The sequence below is a fragment of the Coleofasciculus sp. LEGE 07092 genome (assembly GCF_015207375.1).
In the GTDB taxonomy this organism is placed as follows: Bacteria; Cyanobacteriota; Cyanobacteriia; order Cyanobacteriales; family Coleofasciculaceae; genus LEGE-07092.
Genome location: NZ_JADEWY010000022.1, coordinates 41,101 through 61,399 on the forward strand (window position 1 = coordinate 41,101; position 20,299 = coordinate 61,399).

The following is a 20,299-nucleotide window of genomic DNA, read 5'->3' on the forward strand; positions in this document are numbered from 1 at the left end:
AGGATTGTAGAGGGATTAAAAGACAAGCTTTAACTCTCACTTTTTGTATTGACATTGGTACATCGGCAGCTTAATCTACTCAAACATCTGATAACTACTTGCAATAAGCTATGGGCTTGTCAACTCTCGCTATAGAGCAGCGAGAAAAAGAAGACGAGGCGGTTCGGTCTTTTTTGACCTACAGCCTTATCGGTTCGCTGGCACTGCATATCGCTGTGCTGATACTCAGCAGTCTTTGGGTCAAAACGCCGGGACTAGCGGAAGAACCGATTGAAATCATCGTCATCGATTCGCCCAGTCCTGAAGTAACAGAACCCAAGGAAACAACTCAGTCTGAAGATTCAAACGACTCAGGCGGTAATGAAGGCGGTGGTTCTGGCGCGAGTTCTGCACCATCATCTGTGCCAGCAACATCCATGCCAGAGATTGCTCTATCGCCGCCATCGAATCGATCTGAAAAACCATTTAAGGTGGCTGAAGTTACTCCTCCGCCAAAACCTGTTGTTACACCTAAACGGGTGGAAACTCCGCCTCCTGTTCCGACGGCAACACCAGAACCCGAACCTGTGGAAACCCCAGAGGTAACGGCAACACCGGAACCCGAACCTGTTGAAACTCCGGAGGTGACGGCAACGCCGGAACCCGAACCTGTTGAAACCCCAGAGGTAGCAGCAACGCCGGAACCTTCACCTGTTGAAACCCCAGAGGTAACAGCAACGCCGGAACCGACACCCGAACCTTTACCTGTGGTGACTCCAAGCATTGCAGAGGAACCCTCACCAGCAATGACACCATCTCCTAGTCCAACTCTGGCAACTGCGCCAACACCAACGTCTCAACCACGTATCGCCCAACGAATTAGAGATTTTTTCAAACAGCCATTCAATTCTCCAGGGAGTCAAGAGGTTGCTAGCCAGGATACAAACCAGTCAGATGATACCAGTGGAGGAGGCGATCGCAACCTTTCCAATGATTCCGGAGATGTAGGAGATAGTAACTCTGGTTTAGGGGATGATACAGGCGATACCGGAAACGGAACGGGTGATGAATCTGGAGATGGCGATGATACAGGTGGTGGTGACGGTGATACAGGAAAAGGAACGGGTCGGGAATCTGGAGGTGATTCGCCCATAACCCCTAAACCCAGTCCTTCTCTACCGCTCATGACTCCTGATAATAGTGAGGGTGGTAGTCCCATGCCTGGTTCGGGAGCAGCTTTGGTCAATTGTCGTCGCTGTCCTGACCCGGACTATCCTCGCAGAGCGAAAAGACGAGGTTTGGAAGGCACGGTGCAGGTTATTTTCGATGCGGACAGTGAGGGCAATGTCAGGAATGTGAAGCTTGCGAGTTCTAGCGGTCACGGTATGCTCGATCAATCCGCGCTCGAAACCGTAAAGACTTGGAAATTGGCATCCTCACAAAGCGGTTGGCGTGGCATATCCGTACCGTTTACCTTTGCCGAACAAGGTTCTGAACTCGAACGCCAAGCTCGTGAACGCCGTGAACGTCAAGCACTAGAAGCCCAGCGAGAACAGGAACGCCGAGAACTAGAAGCCCGACAAGAGCGGGAACGTCAAGCCCTCGAAGAACAGCGAGAATGGGAACTGCAAGAACAAATTTCAGAACCGCCTAGCTTTGAGATTGAACCATCTGCACCACCATCGCCATTAGTCGAGCCTTCACCAATTCCAGAAGTGTCACCACCAGTTATTGAGTCTCCTCCAGTTCTTGAGGAACCGCCCTCGATTGACCCCTCACCGGAACCACCACCATTGGAGCCCGTGGAGGAAGCAACACCACCACCGGATTAGTCTCTCAAAGCGGTGATCCGCCGGGGGTTTCAACCCCTGTCTCATAGCTAAAGTCCTCTGTTCGCTTTTAGCGTTCCCGAAGGGTAGAGGACTACAGCGGTTTGGTGGAAAACATTGGCAAAAATTTTCGTTAACTGTTGACAACTATTCTTATTTAGTCCTATGCTTCTAACCTTAGAGACACAAATTATCACTAATAAATTTCAATTAGCTTTAACGCTAGCTGAAGTTATTGCACAAGCTAGAGGGATTTGACAGTGCATCAAATTTGCAATAGCTCCGATTCAGAGGAGCAAAAGATTGTAGGGCAACCGAACGCCCGTGACCGCCTTGGTCATGTACCTGGTCCTATTTCCCATTGGTATCTTGAACGCCAGACTCAACGGGAATCTAATGCTCGCAGTTATCCTCGGCGCATTCCGATCGCAATTCGGGAAGCGAAGGGTATTTATGTCAAAGATACAGACGGGAACGTGTATTTCGACTGTCTGGCGGGTGCTGGCACCTTGGCACTGGGACACAATCATCCCGTTGCGCTAGAGGCAATGCGGAGTGTTTTAGATGATAACTTGCCGTTGCATACCCTTGACCTGACAACGCCGATTAAAGACCAGTTTGTTGAAGACTTGTTTGCCAGTTTGCCTCCTGCCTTTGCCCGGAATGCCAAAATTCAGTTCTGCGGTCCCTCTGGGGCGGATGCAGTGGAAGCAGCACTGAAGCTAGTGAAAACGGCAACTGGACGGCGTAGCTTGCTTTCGTTCCAAGGGGGGTATCACGGTATGACTCATGGGGCGTTGAGTTTAACGGGTAATCTTGCCCCAAAAACGGCAGTGGCGGGTTTGATGGCGGATGTTCATTTTCTGCCCTACCCCTATCACTACCGTTGCCCCTTTGGTTTTGGGGGTGAGGTGGGGTATTGCACTGCTAGTCGCTATATCGAGCATATTCTGGATGACCCTGAAAGCGGCATTATTCCTCCGGCTGGGATGATTTTGGAAATTGTGCAGGGAGAAGGGGGAGTGATTCCAGCACCCGATAGCTGGATACGGGAGATTCGGCGCATGACTCGCGATCGCCATATTCCCCTGATTGTGGATGAGATTCAGACCGGTTGGGGTCGCACGGGTAAGCTTTATGCCTTTGAACATTCTGGGATTACACCGGATGTGGTGTTGCTGTCGAAAGCAATTGGCGGCAGTTTGCCCCTCTCTGTGGTTCTCTACAACCAAGACTTAGACTGCTGGGCACCGGGAGCTCACGCCGGAACCTTCCGGGGCAATCAGTTAGCGATGGCAGCAGGGACGGCAACCCTGCGCTACATCCTGGATAACGGTTTGGTTGAACACGCCGCAGCGATGGGCGATCGCTTGATGAGTCATTTACGCCAGATTCAGTCCGAATGTCTCTATATGGGAGAAATTCGGGGACGGGGGCTGATGATTGGTGTCGAGATTGTCAATCCCGAAGTCCCAGCCGATCGGCGCGGTAGTTATCCTGCCTATCCGGTGGTGGCGCAGGGCATTCAACGAGAATGTTTGCGGCGGGGGTTAATCGTTGAAATTGGGGGACGTAGGGGGAGCGTAGTTCGCTTTTTACCGCCTTTAATCGTCACTGCCGAGCAAATTGACCAAATTAGCGAAATTTTCCAGGCAGCGGTTAAAGCCGCCCAACAGCAGGTGCTGTCGGTTGTCGAGTTTTCCGAGGTGGGCTGATGTTGAAAGTAATCCCAACACCCCGCCAAAGCCAAACCTGCTTTCTCAGCGATTCTGGGGACAGCATCAGTGCTTACCGGGATGCGATCGCAACTGCTCAAGAGGTTTTGATTGACTGCTTTGCCAACCAAACTCGACCCTATAGCGGGGCGAATCCAGATGAGTTAGCAGCAATGTTGGCAGCAAGTGAGGTTTGTCCAGAAACGGGAAAGCAATTAAAACTTATTCTCAATTATGTTGGTGAGACTATTCTCAATAACTCCGTTGTAGTTTCCCACCCAACTTGCATAGCTCATTTGCATTGTCCGCCGCTAACCGCAGCACTAGCAGCAGAGGTTTTGATTAGTGCCACCAATCAATCGATGGATTCCTGGGATCAAAGTCCGGCAGCAACTGTATTGGAACAACGGGTTGTGGATTGGCTGTGTCGGCTGTTTGGGTACGGTGAGGATGGGGATGGTGTCTTTACCAGTGGGGGTACGCAGTCTAACTTTATGGGGTTGTTGCTAGCCCGCGATCGCTACGTGGGCGATCGCTTCGGTTGGTCGGTACAGCAGCAGGGATTGCCGCCAGAGTCTTCTCGCTTGCGGATTTTGAGTTCGGCGGCGTCTCATTTCACCATCCGTCAAGCAGCAGCGTTGTTGGGATTGGGAGAACAAGCGGTGGTGAGGGTGGAAACCGATGCTGACTATCGCCTGTGTCCAGTTGCCCTCGAACGGGAGTTAGCCCAACTGAGTCGGCAAAACTTGTTACCCATCGCCCTGGTTGCCACAGTGGGGACGACGGATTTTGGCAGTATCGATCCGCTACCGGAACTGGCAGCGTTGGCGAAACAGTATGGGTTGTGGTTGCACGTCGATGCGGCGTATGGGGGGGCATTGATATTAAGCGATCGCCATCGGCATAAACTCGCGGGTATCGAGTTGGCAGATTCCATTACCGTAGACTTTCACAAGCTATTTTACCAACCTATTAGCTGCGGGGCGTTTCTGCTGAAAGACCGTTCTCATTTTAATGCGATCGCCCTACACGCTGATTATCTCAATCCCAAAACTAACGCTGAAGCTGGGATTCCTGATTTAGTCACCAAATCCGTACAAACCACCCGCCGTTTTGATGCCCTAAAGCTGTACGTTTCCCTACAAGCATTAGGTCGTCAGGGGTTTGCTGAGTTAATTGATACCACCATTAACCTTGCGACAGAAACTGCCCGTTTAATTGATGCTGAACCCGTACTAGAGTTGGCAAATCAACCTGAAATTAATGCGGTGGTGTTTCGGTATTGTCCCCAGAAAATGTCTGCCGATGCCAATGTCATTAATCGCCCGATTCGGGCATCGCTGATGCGAAGAGGTGAAGCGGTTTTAGCTCAAACTCAAATTGGTGATCGGGTTTATTTGAAATTTACCTTACTCAATCCCCACACAAATTTAGAACATATTAGCGGAATTTTGACAAGCATCAAACACCTTGGCAATGAATTAGAATCAGCAGGAGCATTAACATGATAGAACCCACCCTTGTAGAACCTGCAAGTTCGCAACCCAATCTCAATCCAACCGATAAGCAAATTGCTGAACGGGCTACCATTCAAAGTTTTCTGAATTGTTATCTTCGAGAAATCGGGTTTGGCAGTTCTGAGGGACAAGAAATTCGCTGTCCTTTAGTTCATCAAGGCGTGGAACTTGTAGCGCGTTTGCGCTATTGGTCGCCAACGGGACGGCATTTATTTTCATTTCCGGTTTATTATCAACCCGCAGGTGGTAATCTTTTAGAACTAGATTACGTGACATTAGTCGCTCTAATTACGAAAGAATTGGCACTGGCAAATGGCAGTGTTGGTCATCAGGATGAATTACTACTGCGAGTCATTCAAAGTTGCTGGAATATTGAACAGTTTGTCCGGCATCGGCGTAGGGATGCGGAATTGTTGTATGGGTTTACCAGTTCATTTATTGACGCTGAACAAGCCTTAGTATTCGGACATCATTTGCATCCTACGCCCAAAAGCCGTCAGGGGTTTTCCGATGAAGAATTGTTCATTTATTCTCCGGAATTAAATGGTCGTTTTGCCCTGCATTATTTCCGCGCTCATTGTTCAATTGTGCAGGAAGGTTCGGCATTATCCCAATCTGCAACTTCTCTGATTAAGGCGGAATTGCTATCGGATTCAGCCGTAGATTCAGCCTTTAAACAAAGCTATTGCGGTGAGGATGACTATGCCTTGCTTCCAGTTCACCCCTGGCAAGCCAAGTTTCTGCGGTATCAACCCGTGATTCAGACGTTATTTAAGCAGGAATTATTGCAAGATTTAGGGCAGCAGGGTCGAGAATTTTTTCCTACCTCTTCAATCCGCACGGTGTATCATCCAGAGGCAGCGTTCATGCTGAAATTGTCGCTAAATGTTAAAATTACCAATTCTGTGCGGACGAATTTGTATAAGGAATTGGAACGGAGTGTGGAAGTTTATCAACTTCTGGAGAGTCAAATCGGTCAAAAATTAAGGGATAAATTTCCGGAATTTTCTATCATTCGTGACCCCGCTTATATTACACTGAATATAAATGGCGAACCCTTCGATGGCTTATCCACCATTTTGCGAGAAAATCCGTTCTCCAAAAATCCCGTCACCGATGCCACTTGTTTGATAGGCTTATGTCAGGATTCTATCTTTGGTGATGGTTCGCGGTTAGCTCAAATTATTCGCCAGCTCGCTAAGCAAGAACAACGTACCACCGCTGAGGTTAGCTGTGACTGGTTTCGTCGCTATCTGAAGATTTCTTTAGAACCAATTCTCTGGCTGTATTTTACCTACGGCGTTGCCATCGAAGCCCATCAACAAAATAGTGTGTTGCAACTGCACGATGGCTATCCATTTCGGTTCTATTATCGGGATAATCAAGGCTATTACTATCGGCGATCGTTTTATCCCAAATTAGATGCCATTCTGCCGGGAATTAGCGAGAAAAGTCAAACCGTTTGTGATGATGCTGTAGTTGACGAACGCTTGGGGTATTACCTGTTTTTGAATAACCTTTTTGGCTTAATTAATGCCTTTGGGGTTGCGGGATTGGTGGATGAGCGATCGCTGTTAGCCCAAGTGCGAACAGTTTTGGAAAATTATCCGGTTTCAGAGTCTGATTGCTCGACGCTTCTACAAGCCTTTTTATCCCAATCAAAATTGCGCTGTAAGGCAAATCTTTTAACTCGCTTTCACGATATGGATGAATTAGTGGGTTCGGTTGCCACTCAGTCGGTTTATGTCAGTGTTGATAATCCTCTTAGCGCCCTTTGCCCCCCCTAACTCCCCTTAGTAAGGGGGGAATGGAAGAAGAGATTTTTATCCTTAAACACAGAGGTGCAAATGTCCCTTAGTCATCAAGAGACGTTACAGCAGCACGTCTCTACCTACCAAACATTCGACCCAGAGATTAATAAAGTCATTGCCTTTCGTCCAGTTGTTCTAGAAGAGGATTTATCCCTAATTCACAACTGGATGAATCAACCTCATGTGATTCCCTTTTGGAATCTAGATTTTGACCTAGATCGAATGCGAAATCACTTAGAAAAAGCATTGGCAGATACTCATCAAACCCTTTATATCGGGTTATTAAATGGGGTGGCGATGAGTTATTGGGAATCCTATTGGGCAGTGGATGATATAGTTGCCAAATGTTATTCAGCTCATCCCGCCGATCAGGGGATTCATTTATTAATTGGTGAACCAGAGTTCTTAGGAAAAGAATACGCCCTGCCGTTGTTACGGGCTATGACGGCATTTCAATTTCAACACCCAAAAACTCTAAAAATTATTGCTGAACCTGATAGTCGCAATCAAAAGATGATTCATGTCTTTAAACGCTGCGGCTTTGAATTCCAAACAGAAATTGATTTACCCAGTAAGCGGGCGGCGTTGATGTTCTGCCACCGACAGAATTTTTTTAGGAGGTGGGGATAATGCCTGATGAGATTTACGAACTTATTGGGGTGGGACTCGGACCCTTTAATTTAGGGTTAGCGGCATTATTGGAACCCATTTCTGGAGTTAATGCCCTATTTCTAGAACAGAAACCCAAATTTGAATGGCATCGGGGTTTGTTAATCGAGGGAACAACCATTCAAGTGCCGTTTTTGGCGGACTTGGTGACAATGGCAAGCCCTAGCAGCCGTTTTAGTTTTCTCAGTTATTTACAAGCTCAATCCCGTCTCTATCACTTCTATTTTCTGGAACATTTCCACATCCCCCGCCGTGAATACAATCATTACTGTCAGTGGGTTGCCGAACAGTTAGAAAGTTGTCGTTTTGGGGAACGAGTCGAAGCGATTTCCTGGCAGGAATCCTTGGGTTATTTTGAGGTAAAAACTCAGAGTTCAACTTATCGGTGTCGGAATTTGGTGTTGGGAGTGGGAAGTGTTCCGAAAGTGCCGCCCTGTTTTCAGGGGTTGCAGGGAGAGGATATCTTCCATTCTGCGGAATTTCTGCATCAGCGTCAGCCCTTGCACAATTCTCAATCCATTACGATTATCGGTTCGGGGCAAAGTGCGGCTGAAGTATTCAATGAACTTTTGCAGGAACAGGAAACCTATGGTTATCGCCTAGACTGGCATACTCGTTCGTCGGGTTTCCTACCGATGGAATATTCCAAGTTGGGATTAGAACATTTCTCCCCCGACTATATCCATTATTTCCACGCCTTGCCCCAAGAAAAACGCGATCGCTTACTCTCCCAGCAACATTTACTCTACAAAGGCATAAGCTTCAGCACCATTGCCCAAATTTACGACTTACTCTACGAACGTTCCGTTGCTGGCAACACTCCAGAGGTGCGGTTGCTACCGTTGGTGGAAGTTAAGGAAGTGGAGGTACTCACTACCCCGAATGGGAAACGTTACCGCCTGGGTTATCGCCACTTGCACCAAGACAAGCGCTTTACCCACGAAACCGACTGCATCATCCTGGCAACCGGCTACCATCACCAAATTCCCGATTGCATTGATGGCATTCGCCCCCTAATTCAATGGGATAACCAAGGGCGCTACTGTGTTAATTTCGACTACCGTCTGGCACTCACCCAAGATAGTCCTAATCAGATTTTTATCCAAAACGGCGAGTTACACACTCACGGCGTTGGTGCCCCAGATTTGGGATTGGGTGCCTATCGCAACTCGGTAATTATTAACACCTTGATGGGGCGAACCATCTACCCCGTTCAACGCCGCAACGTTTTTCAGCAATTTGGTGTAGCCTCATGAAGCAGCGACAGCAATGGGTTTGGGGCACACTTTTCCTTTGTGTCTTCCTGGCAATATTCAACGAAGTATTGCTCTCGCCATTTTATCCCCAATTTTTCCGCAAGGTGTTTGGGGTTGAAGAGTTGTCCTATACCGGCTATTACATTTTCGTTTGTCGGTTAACCGTAGTGCTGTGTGCCCCAGTTTGGGGGATGCTAGCGCGGCGGTTTGAAGTCAAACACCTACTGTATATTGGACAGGCGGGAACGGCAGTGATGACGGCGCTGATGGCAACGGCTACGAGTAGTCAGCAGTTTCTTGTCTACACCATTGTGTTACTGCTGTTCAAAAGCAGCTATTTATTGGTTTATCCCTTAATTATCCAATTAGCAGGCAAAGACGAAAGAGCCACCGTTGCCGGAACTTACCAAGCAGTATTTCACGGGGCAATTGTCACCGCTACCATTGCTGGTGCTTGGATGGTAAACCTTGATGCGCCTTTGTTTTTGTTTTACTGGATTGCCCTTGCTGATGTTTTTCAATTGGGGTTGTGTCTCTATCTGCTGCGGGGAGTTTCGACACGGCAGCAGAAGGTGGATGTTCCACCAGAAAATCAGCCTTCATCCGACAATTCCTGGGAGTTTATTGTTGCCATTGGCATGGTAATTCTCACCTTCCATCTGGCAAACAACCTAGTCCGTCCCTATTTTACGGAATACGTCACAGCAGCAACTCCCTTTAATAGCAGTTTGCTGACGAGTAGTATTTTGTTTCTCATTCCCAGCATAATGGCGATCGCCGCATTACCTTACATCCGCACTGCCTGCCGTCCAGAACGCCTGAATACTATTTATCCCTTGGGGTTATGTCTGGTGATGGTGAGTTTGTATCTCCAAGGGCAAACGCAACAGGTATGGGTTCTGGTTTTGGCGCGAGTCGTTTATGGCTTTTGTTTCGCTGTTACCCAAGCTGCCTTGGAATTGCAGTTATTCGGCAAAAGTCAGGACAATCGCCTCCACTTCAATTACAGCCTCGCCACCTCCTTTGCCAATGTGGGACATTTAGCCGCCCCCTTGATGGCGTCTGGGTTGGTGAGTACTCAGAGTTTAGCCGCCCCATTTTTTGCCGCTGCCGCGATTTGCGGGTTTAACAGTGTTTTTGCCCAATTCGCTATTTTTCGCAGAAGTTACCCGAAAAAGGCAGAGGGCAGTGGTTCGACAAGTGGAACACTGAGCTTGCGATGCCCTGAGCTTGTCGAAGGGTCGAAGTGCTCACCAACCGGGCAGGGGAGACAAGGGAGATTCTATCCGCATTCTTATCTATTTCCACAACGAATACTAGTCATGGAACACCTGAAAATTCTCAACCATGCCTTACAGCCAGAACGCTGGCAGTCTGTGAGTCGGACGCTACTGGCGAAGATGCTTTCTGAGTTTATGTATGAAGAGATTATTCTGCCAGAAGCAATTACGGAAAATGATGGACACACTTTTGACCCCCCTAGCCCCCCTTATCAAGGGGGGAACCAGAGCACACCGACTCGCAAAGTGCTGTATCATCTCTCGCTACCGGAAGGCATCGCCTATCGTTTTGAAGCCAAACACCGCCTGTTTAACAGCTATCGGGTGATACCGGAATCCATCCAGCGAGGGCAAGGTGGTGATTGGTTGCCTGCGTCTAACCCCTTCCAATTTGTCTTAGATTTTCACAGTGCGGTTGGCATGACTGCCGAAACTGCTGCCCATCTGATTAAAGAACTCAGCAATACTCTGCTGGCAGATGCCCATATCCATGCAGATAAGGAAAATCAAGACACTGATTTACTGACGTTAGATTATGCCCACCTCGAAGGGGAAATGGAAGGACACCCCTGGATTACTTTTAATAAAGGGCGAATTGGCTTTGGTTATGACGATTACCTGCACCACGCCCCAGAACGCAAACAGCCTGTAACCCTTGCCTGGATAGCTGTTCGGCATGACCGCGCCCAATTCCATGCCGTTGAGGGGCTTGATTACTCGACGTTGATGCAAGAGGAGTTAGGGGAGGAAACTCTAACTGAGTTTAATAATGCATTAAACGCCAAAAATGTCAACTCCTCGAATTACTATTTTCTGCCTGTACACGAATGGCAGTGGCAAACTATTATCATTCCCCTATTTGCTGGGGAATTAGCGACGGGGGTAATGATTTATCTCGGCAGGGGTAAGGATTATTATCTACCCCAACAATCCATTCGCACCTTCGCCAATATCAGCCATCCCCAAAAGCGCCACGTTAAGTTGCCTCTCAGTATCCTCAATACTCTCGTCTATCGGGGTTTGCCGGGAGAACGAACTGTAGCTGCCCCCCAGGTGACGGAGTGGGTGAAGTCAATTTGCGATCGCGATTCCTTTTTAAACAACGAATGCCGTTTAATTCTACCAGGAGAAATTGCCAGTATTAACTACGACCATCCCTACTACACCCAACTTCCTAGCGCCCCCTATCAATATAAGGAGATGTTGGGCTGTCTGTGGCGAGAAAGCGTTGTTGCCTACGTCGAAGCCGACGAACGCCCGATTACTTTAGCAGCACTCCTCCATATTGATGGTAACGGTCAACCCTTCGTTTCTGGTTTAGTAACGCAGTCGGGACTTAGCCTAGAGGCATGGCTAGAACGCTTGTTTAATACCATCCTTCCCCCCCTATTGCACTATCTCTACCGCTACGGTGTCGTCTTCTCTCCTCACGGTGAAAATACGATTCTGGTTCTGAAAAATTCCATCCCCCATCGCCTAGCGATGAAAGACTTTGTAGATGATGTCAATATCAGCCGCCATCCCCTACCAGAACTAGACTCATTACCCCAACACCTAAAAGCTGTCTTGTTAAGCGAACCCCCAGAAGGACTCTGCCAATTTATTTTTGCAGGTTTGTTTATCTGCCACCACCGTTACCTGTCCGACTTATTAGAAATTCACCACAATTACCCGGAACGTCATTTCTGGACACAAGTGCGGCAAAGCATCTTAAATTACCAACGCCGCTTCCCGGAACTACAAGAACGATTTGAGTTATTCAACCTGCTGGCTCCTCAGTTTACCAAGCTTTGCCTGAATCGAAATCGCTTGCTGACTTATGGGTATGCCGACGATGGCAACCGTCCCCATGCCTCGGCGTTTGGGAAAGTTAGTAATGCATTGTATGAAGTCGGGGAACAGCCTGCATTGTCTTTACAGTAACAAGACTTTGCCCTGACCTCTTCGATCCTCCCTCACTCCAGGGCTGAGTCTCTCTCCAAACCCGCCAGGGAATCAATTCCCTGGCTCATAGCCAAAGTCGGTTGAAACCGACTGCAAGACATAGAGCGTTTTTAGTCCATTGAAATGGACTTGAGCTATTAGCCCGGAGTTTAAACTCCGGGCGGGTTTCGGGAAAACTTAGCTTCCTTTGTCTTCCTCCTTTTGAATTTTGCACGTTGAACGTTGAATTACTAAGTATTGTGAAATCCCATCCATTTCTGAATTCCCTTGGGCTAACCAGTGCCATTTGCCTAGTCGCCGCAGCACCTGTACAAGCGGGTGTTGTAGAAGTTACAGACGTACAACTTAATTCCACACCAGATGGACTTGAAGTCATCTTAGAAACAACAGATGACACGAAAGCGAGAGTGTTTACCGCCTCTCATGGCAATACCTTCTTCGCCGATATCATCAACACTCAGTTAACGTTGCCACAGGGCAAAGAGTTTCGCCTCGAAAATCCCACCGAAGATATTGCCTCAGTCAGAGTTTTTCACACCTATACCAATACAGTTCGGGTTGAAGTCATTGGTAAAGCTGGCGTTCCTACAGTACAGCTAAACCGAGATAATCAAAGATTAGCGTTTAGTTTGACAGCACCGACTACTGCTACAGCAACTCCACCTCCCCCAACACCAACGACACCTTCAGCAGAAGTACCTATCCCACCGGGAACATCAACACCACCCTTACCGGAAGTACCCATCCCACCGGGAACATCAACACCACCCTCAGCAGAAATCTCCCCAGGAACACCAACCACACCTTCACCAGAAACCCCTTCACCTGAACTCGAACAAGAACCCGTCACCCAAACAGAACCCCCAGTACCACCACCCGACACATCCCAAAGCTTACAAGAACGGATTATTGTCAGCGTAACGCGCACGGAAGAAGAACTTTCTGACGTACCCCGTTCTGTGACAGTGATTACCCGCGAACAGATTGACGAACAAAGCAATCTCACCCAGGATGTGGGAGATATTCTCGGTCAATTGGTTCCAGGGTTTGCTCCTCCCACCCAAAGCACCAGCGCTTTCGGACAGTCTCTGCGGGGACGGAATGTGTTGGTATTGATTGACGGTGTGCCTCAATCAACGAGTCGGAATGTGTTTCGGGATTTGAGTACTATCGACCCCTCTACAATTGAACGAATCGAGGTACTGCGTGGACCAACTGCAATTTATGGAGATGGGGCAACCGGTGGGGTTGTCAATATTATTACCCGCAGCGCAGGGGCAGAAGCGCTAACGGCGACAACCGAAGTGGGTGTGAATTCTTCCCTCACTCATGTTGAAGATAGCCTGGGATATAGCCTTCAACAATATATTGCTGGTAGATCAGGAAATTTCGATTTTGCCTTCACCGCGTCCTTTGCCGAGACGGGAGGATTCTTCGATGCAGAAGGCGATCGCATTCCGCCCGATCCCAACGGACAGGGAGGTTTAGCGGATGCTGACACCCTGAACCTGTTAGGTAAAGTCGGTGTGGATTTGAGTGACACCCAACGCTTACAACTCACCGTCAGTCACTTCAACAGTGAACAACACACAGATTTCACCACCGATCCCAGCATCCTCGATATACCAGGACGGCAAAAAGCCCGCGCATTAGAAGGATTGGAGTTAGAAGACCCCCAAGGGACTCAGAATACTCTGATCAACCTCAACTACACTAATCAGAATATTTTAGGCAGTCAACTGCAAGGGCAACTGTATTATCGCAACTATTCCACCCGATTTTTCCCCTTTGATGCCCGTGACTTTGCCAGTTTAGGGAATGTTATCTTTCAATCAGAGTTAGACTCAGAAAAATGGGGCGGTCGCTTACAGGTTGAAACCCCCTTAGATCAGAATGAATTCATCAATTTACTGTGGGGATTGGATTATTCGAGGGAAGAAAGTTCTCAACCCGTTGATATCTTCGATGAGGATAGATTTGATAATAGTAATGGTTTAGTTTTTCGGGAAACCGGACAACGGTCTTGGACACCTGCCTTTGAACAAAGCAGCTTGGGATTATTTGCTCAGTTGAAATGGGACGTGAGCGAAAATTTCATTCTAAATGGCGGGGTACGCCACGAACTAATTGGTGTTAGTGCTGAGGACTTCACCACAATTCGAGGAGATGAAATTGGCGGCGGCGATTTAGATTACGATGCCACCCTATTTAATGTCGGCGCTGTATTTTATCTAACCGATGAACTGAACCTATTTGCTAACTTTGCCCAAGGATTTTCTGTTGCCGATGTTGGTTTAGCCTTACGCAATGCGCCCGCAGGCTTTTCTGTAGACTCTCTGCGTCCCGAAGCCCAAAAAGTCGATCATTTTGAACTGGGAATTCGCGGCAATTGGAACACTGTCCAAGCTTCTCTGGTTGGTTTTTACAACGAATCTGATTTAGGTACGACATTTACAGCACCCGGAACCGTCATTCGCTCCCCACAACAAATTTACGGACTCGAAGCCACGCTCGACGTGAAACCCGCCAACAATTGGCTATTTGGAACAACGGTGAGTTGGACAGAAGGGGAACGGGATAGTGATAATGATGGCGATTTCGACACAGCGCTTGATGGGTTTACGATTCCCCCATTGAAACTAACCGCTTATGTAGAAAATCAAACCACACCCGGATGGCGCAATCGTCTCCAGCTTTTATATTCTGGAAGTCGTGACCCCAAAGGAACAGGATTTGGCTTAAATGAGGTCGATAGCTATATCACGCTTGACTACATTAGCCGTATAAATGTAGGTGCTGGAGTCCTTGAAATTGGCGTCCAAAACTTACTCAATAACCAATACTTTCCCGTCGTTTCTCAACTCCAAACCAGCGACACAAGTTATGCAGCAGCTAGGGGAATAACCTTGAGTGTTAACTATTCTATTACTTGGTAATTCCCCATTCCAATGATTCTTAATGCTCACAACCTAACTATTACTTTCGATAAAACTCCAGTTATTCCCAACCTGTCAATGACCCTCCAACCTGGAGAAGTCACGGCGCTAATTGGACCCAACGGATCGGGGAAAAGTACGGTATTGCGATCGCTAGCCCGTATCGTCCAACCCAGCCAGGGAACCGTCTACCTTAACGGACGCAATATCGCCCAGATACCCACCCGTGAAATTGCCCGTCAGCTAGCCATGCTACCCCAATCACCGGAAGTCCCCGCTAGCGTTACCGTTTGGGAATTGATTGGTTTCGGTCGCCACCCCCACCGAACTTTATTAGGAGGCTTATCTAAAAAAGATATGGCAGCGATGCGGTGGGCTTTAGACGTTACGGGTTTAGAACCCCTGGCGAACCGTTCCGTAGATACCTTATCCGGTGGCGAACGGCAACGGGCTTGGATTGCCCTAGCACTAGCGCAACAGACTCAGGTATTGTTGCTGGATGAACCCACCACGTTCCTTGACATCCGCCACCAACTAGAGGTGCTGTCTTTAGTACGGCGGTTGAACTACGAACACGGCATTACGGTGGGATGGGTGCTGCACGACTTGAACCAAGCGGCAGCTTATAGCGATCGCTTAATTGTACTCTCAGCAGGTCGAGTTGTCGCTACGGGTTCTCCGACGGATGTCCTCACAGCATCCATTATTTGGGAGGTTTTCGGCGTGGAAATGACCGTTATTCCCCACCCCCTCACTGGTACTCCGATTTGTTTGCCCTGCGACTTGGGACGAAAGCATGAAACAAATTAACAGACGCCAGTTTATCGCAACAACTATTATCTCTGCCTTAGCCGTTGCCTGTACCCCATCTCCCCAGAAATCTGCCAGTTTTACCAACACCCCCAGCCGAGTAGTAGCACTGGAATGGGTGTATGTTGAAGACCTATTAGCACTGGGTATCCAGCCTGTTGGGGTAGCGGACATCAAAGGTTATCAGGAATTTGTCAATATCGAACCCAAACTGGCAGAAACTGTGGTGGATGTCGGCACACGTCAGGAACCCAGCCTAGAAGCGATCGCAAAACTGGAACCCGACCTAATTCTCGGCGTACAGTTGCGCCATGACTACATCTACGATACCTTGTCCTCGATTGCCCCAACCCTACTTTTTAACCCCTATCCCGCCGCCGATGGATTGACGCAGTTAGAAGAAATGAAGCAAACCTTCTTAACAATTGCGGATGCAATCAAGCGGCGCGAACAAGGGGAAGCCGTGATTCAACAGATACAGGAAACATTTAAACGTGCTGCTAACCAATTGCAAGATTCTAACCTAACAAAAAACAAATTTATTCTCGGACAATTTACCCCCAGCGCCCCCCAACTACGCTTATTTACTGACAATGCGATGGCAGTGCAACTATTAACTCAAATTGGTTTAGAAAATGCCTGGAACGGAGACTTTGACCGCTTTGGATTTAATACTGTATGGGTGGAAGCTTTGCCAAAGGTTCAACAAGCGAACTTTCTGTATATCGGTGAACACCAGAACGCCTACTTTCAGCAGTTAAAGAATAATCCCGTGTGGAAAAATCTAGCATTCGTTCAAGAGAACCGCCTTTACCCCATCGGTGCAGATACTTGGGTGTTTGGTGGTCCCTTATCCGCACGGGTACTCGTTGAAAACGTTGTTGCAGCGTTCCAGGAGACTGGAGATTAAAACATTAATATCAACCTTCTGCCCGGTTGGTGAGCTTGTCGAACCACTGCCTTCTCCTATAAAAGTGAAATTTCCTTCTACCGTTGCCCGTTCATCCTCCCAGTTTGTCTTCATTGCCCTCTTGCTGCTGATACTCCTCGCCATCCACATTACCCAAGGGCAGGCAGAACTCGATATCACTACCGTTGTCACCGCCATCGTTTCCCCCGATAACAGCATCGCTCACAATCTAGTGCGTTATGTACGGTTGCCCCGTGCCACTATTGGTATCATTGCGGGTGCGGCACTAGGAATGGCAGGGGTTTTACTCCAGACGGTAACTCGCAACCCCCTAGCGTCTCCGGCGACGTTGGGAATTAATGCTGGGGCTTACTTGGCGGTAACGGCTGCTGCAATCGCTACACCCGCTTTATTAGCCCAATCACCGATGATCGTAGCCCTTGGGGGAGGATTGCTGGCAGCCATGCTGGTTTATGGAATTGCTGCCAGCGTGCAAGTCACCCCCATCCGCCTCACTCTCGCTGGTGTAGCAGTTTCCTTAGTTCTTGCCTCCTTTACCGCTCTGTTGCAGCTATTTTACGAAAACGAAATTGCAGGTTTATTCTTTTGGGGGGCGGGTTCCTTAGTCCAAACCGACTGGAGTGGCACTGTTTATGCCGCACCACGAGTACTCGTTGCAGCAATTACGGCGATGCTGATGGCGAAATCCCTGGATGTGTTGCTGCTAGGGGATGAAATGGCGCGATCGCTTGGGCAACGGATACAGCTTACTCGCTTCAGTGCTACCCTGGTGGGCATCGTTTTGGCAGCCGTAGCAGTCAGTGTAGTCGGACCGATTGGTTTTATCGGTTTAGTTGCCCCGCACCTAGGACGGTTGATGGGATGCCGTCAACACCGACTTTTGCTGCCGATTGCCGCTCTCTGGGGGGCTGTGGTTTTAGTGGGTGCCGATGTGGTGGCTCAAATAGTGACAGGAAACCTTAGCGAACTGCCTGCGGGGAGTGTCACTGCCCTCATTGGCGCACCGTTTTTAATTTGGCTGGTTCGTACCTCAAAAAGTATGGAGAGTGGAACCACAGGGGAACGTTCTCTAGGGGATAAATCTTCTCACCGTCTCCCTTACCCTGTTTTACTATCCGTTGCTATTCTATTGCTTTTGTGTGCTTTAGTTGCAGGTTTCTTCCTGGGCGGCACTCTGGTAAATTGGCAGCAACTCTTATCCGGCAACAGCACTCCTCTCTCACAACGAGTTCTGTTACACCTGCGCCTGCCTCGGCTTTTAGTGGCAGTACTTGCTGGGGCATCCCTAGCCGTTAGCGGCTTATTATTACAGGGAGTCGTCCGCAATCCCCTCGCTGGACCCGAAATTATCGGCATTACTTCAGGAGCGGGTTTCGGTGCGGTGTTTGTCCTCGTCTTGCTACCGAATGCACCGATAGAAGCGGTGCCAGTCGCGGCATTTATCGGTGCCTTTGCAGCATTTGGATGCGTTTATTTAGCCGCTTGGCGGGGGGGAATTTCCCCTGCAAGGTTGGCACTGGTGGGAATTGCGGTATCTGCGTTTTGTTCGGCGGGAATTAATCTCTTGGTTGCGATCGCTAAATTACGGGTAGCCCAAGCGTTAGTCTGGCTGGTTGGCAGTACCTACGCCCGGAGCTGGGATGAGTTGTGGCGACTGCTGGCGTTCCCCCTAATTTTACTCCCCCTGGCATGGTTGGTGGCTCGCTGGCTGGATCTAATGGCTCTGGGAGAAGACTTACCCCGCACTCTCGGTTTACCCCTTCAGAAAGCTCGTGCCATCTCAGTTGCGATCGCCGTTGCCCTTGCCGCTGCTGCTGTTTCAACCGTAGGGACAGTCAGCTTCGTTGGCTTACTTGCACCCCATGCGGCACGCCTTCTCGTGGGTTGCCGTCACCGCCAACTTGTACCCATCGCCGCTATCTTAGGCGCTATTTTAGTAACGGTTGCTGATATCATCGGTCGTATCGCCCTTGCCCCTAGAGAAATTCCTTCAGGGTTGGTGACGGCGATGATTGGTACACCTTATTTCCTGTGGCTGCTTTGGTCAAATACCAACAGGACTTATGGGAATGTTACAGCGCTCGCATCTCCACAATTAAACCAAGAACAAGACTAAACTCTCCTCTCCTTTCTAAGCTGTCGCGCAGCTTGATTGTATACCCGGATTTCTCATGTCTGTCAGGACTTTTAGATTTTTGGTATGAAATAATATAGTTCCACCTTCCCCCTGGTATACGGAGTCAATCTTGTGCAAAGCCAACTCGACGCCTTCTGGATGCCCTTCACGGCAAACCGACAGTTTAAAGCCAACCCGCGCTTGCTGACAGGCGCAAAGGATATGCACTACACTACCCATGATGGTCGTCAAATTCTGGACGGCACGGCAGGGTTGTGGTGTGTAAATGCCGGTCACTGTCGCCCTAAAATTGTAGAAGCGATTCAGAAACAAGTAGCACACCTCGATTATGCCCCTCCCTTTCAAATGGGACATCCGGGTGCCTTTGAACTGGCGGAACGGTTAATTGAGATGATGCCGGGAAACCATTTTGATCGCGTATTTTATGGTAATTCAGGTTCGGAAGCGGTAGAGTCAGCCTTAAAAATTGCGATCGCGTATCATCGAGTTCGGGGTGAAGGCACGCGGGTGCGCTTGATTGGTAGGGAACGGGGTTATCATGGGGTTGGGTTTGGTGGGATTTCGGTGGGGGGTATTAGCAGCAATCGTAAGTTCTTTGGCAGCTTATTGCCTGGAATCGATCATCTTCCCCATACTCACAACCTAGAACACAATGCCTTCACTCGTGGTCAACCGCAATGGGGGGTACATCTGGCAGATGAGTTGGAACGCCTTGTTGCACTACATGATGCCTCAACCATTGCAGCCGTGATTGTCGAACCGGTTGCGGGTTCAACCGGGGTACTCGTGCCACCTGTGGGATATTTAGAACGCCTACGGGCTATTTGTGATAAGTATGGCATTCTGCTGATTTTTGATGAGGTAATTACTGGGTTCGGGCGTCTCGGTGCTAGTTTCGCCACGGAGTATTTTGGTGTTATCCCAGATATGGTGACGGTAGCGAAAGGCATTACCAACGGGACAGTGCCGATGGGGGCGGTATTTACTCGTCAAGGGATTTATGATGCCTTTATGGAAGGTACGCCAGAAAATTCCATTGAATTATTCCATGGTTACACTTATTCTGGGCATCCTGTTGCTTGTGCAGCAGCCTTGGCAACACTGGAGGTGTATCAGGAAGAAGGGTTATTTCAACGGGTAAAGGAATTAGCAGGCTATTGGGAAGATGCTGTGCATTCCTTACAGGATTTACCTCACGTTATTGATAGTCGCAATTTGGGATTGGTAGCAGGAATTGAGTTAGAATCCAGACCTGGAAAACCCTCAGCACGGGGGATGGAGTGTCTCCAGCGCTGTTATGAAATGGGTTTGCTCATCCGTGTTACGGGGGATATTATTGCTCTGTCTCCGCCGTTAATTATTCAGAAGGAACAGATTGAGCAAATGGTTGGGATTTTAGGGGGAGTGTTGAAGGAGATGGGGAGTAGGGAGTAGGGAGTGGGGAGACAAGGGGACAAGGGGACAAGGAGGACAAGGGGACAAGGG

Annotated in this window: 12 protein-coding genes; all 12 read left to right on the forward strand. The window is 48.8% G+C overall.

What is annotated here, in order from left to right:
* Positions 1 to 110 precede the first annotated feature (110 nt).
* The 12 genes from IQ257_RS07875 to IQ257_RS07930 all read left to right on the forward strand — a co-directional run bounded on the left by IQ257_RS07875 (position 111) and on the right by IQ257_RS07930 (position 20,248).
* The gene (locus tag IQ257_RS07875; RefSeq protein ID WP_193872856.1) at positions 111 to 1,811 is read left to right on the forward strand and encodes an energy transducer TonB; all 1,701 of its coding nucleotides are present in this window, start codon (positions 111 to 113) and stop codon (positions 1,809 to 1,811) included.
* Positions 1,812 to 2,161: 350 nt separating this feature from the next.
* Positions 2,162 to 3,523 carry an aspartate aminotransferase family protein gene (locus IQ257_RS07880; RefSeq protein WP_369076421.1) on the forward strand — a complete coding sequence of 454 codons (1,362 nt, stop codon included), beginning with the start codon at positions 2,162 to 2,164 and terminating at the stop codon, positions 3,521 to 3,523.
* The gene (locus IQ257_RS07885; protein ID WP_193872855.1) at positions 3,523 to 5,031 is read left to right on the forward strand and encodes a pyridoxal phosphate-dependent decarboxylase family protein; all 1,509 of its coding nucleotides are present in this window, start codon (positions 3,523 to 3,525) and stop codon (positions 5,029 to 5,031) included. The genes IQ257_RS07880 and IQ257_RS07885 overlap by 1 nt, the downstream gene beginning before the upstream one ends.
* Positions 5,028 to 6,827, forward strand: coding sequence for an IucA/IucC family protein (locus IQ257_RS07890; protein WP_193872854.1), 1,800 nt, complete (start codon positions 5,028 to 5,030; stop codon positions 6,825 to 6,827). The genes IQ257_RS07885 and IQ257_RS07890 overlap by 4 nt, the downstream gene beginning before the upstream one ends.
* Before the next feature lie 60 nt (positions 6,828 to 6,887).
* Positions 6,888 to 7,481, forward strand: coding sequence for a GNAT family N-acetyltransferase (locus IQ257_RS07895; RefSeq protein ID WP_193872853.1), 594 nt, complete (start codon positions 6,888 to 6,890; stop codon positions 7,479 to 7,481).
* Positions 7,481 to 8,776 carry a lysine N(6)-hydroxylase/L-ornithine N(5)-oxygenase family protein gene (locus IQ257_RS07900; RefSeq protein ID WP_193872852.1) on the forward strand — a complete coding sequence of 432 codons (1,296 nt, stop codon included), beginning with the start codon at positions 7,481 to 7,483 and terminating at the stop codon, positions 8,774 to 8,776. Before IQ257_RS07895 ends, IQ257_RS07900 begins: the two co-directional genes overlap by 1 nt.
* Positions 8,773 to 11,979, forward strand: a complete 3,207-nt coding sequence (locus tag IQ257_RS07905; RefSeq protein WP_193872851.1) for an MFS transporter — start codon at positions 8,773 to 8,775, stop codon at positions 11,977 to 11,979. Before IQ257_RS07900 ends, IQ257_RS07905 begins: the two co-directional genes overlap by 4 nt.
* Before the next feature lie 260 nt (positions 11,980 to 12,239).
* Positions 12,240 to 14,936 carry a TonB-dependent receptor domain-containing protein gene (locus IQ257_RS07910; RefSeq protein ID WP_322744245.1) on the forward strand — a complete coding sequence of 899 codons (2,697 nt, stop codon included), beginning with the start codon at positions 12,240 to 12,242 and terminating at the stop codon, positions 14,934 to 14,936.
* Between the two features lie 12 nt (positions 14,937 to 14,948).
* Positions 14,949 to 15,746 (forward strand): ABC transporter ATP-binding protein, encoded by a 798-nt coding sequence (locus tag IQ257_RS07915; protein WP_193872850.1) that lies wholly within the window; start codon positions 14,949 to 14,951, stop codon positions 15,744 to 15,746.
* Complete coding sequence (locus IQ257_RS07920; RefSeq protein ID WP_193872849.1) at positions 15,733 to 16,656, forward strand: ABC transporter substrate-binding protein; 924 nt, start codon at positions 15,733 to 15,735, stop codon at positions 16,654 to 16,656. The genes IQ257_RS07915 and IQ257_RS07920 overlap by 14 nt, the downstream gene beginning before the upstream one ends.
* A gap of 64 nt (positions 16,657 to 16,720) precedes the next feature.
* On the forward strand, positions 16,721 to 18,793 hold the full coding sequence (fhuB, locus tag IQ257_RS07925; protein ID WP_193872848.1) for a Fe(3+)-hydroxamate ABC transporter permease FhuB: 2,073 nt from the start codon (positions 16,721 to 16,723) through the stop codon (positions 18,791 to 18,793).
* Positions 18,794 to 18,952: 159 nt separating this feature from the next.
* Entirely contained in the window at positions 18,953 to 20,248 is a 1,296-nt protein-coding gene (locus IQ257_RS07930) for an aspartate aminotransferase family protein (RefSeq protein ID WP_193872888.1), read from the forward strand.
* Positions 20,249 to 20,299: the final 51 nt, after the last annotated feature.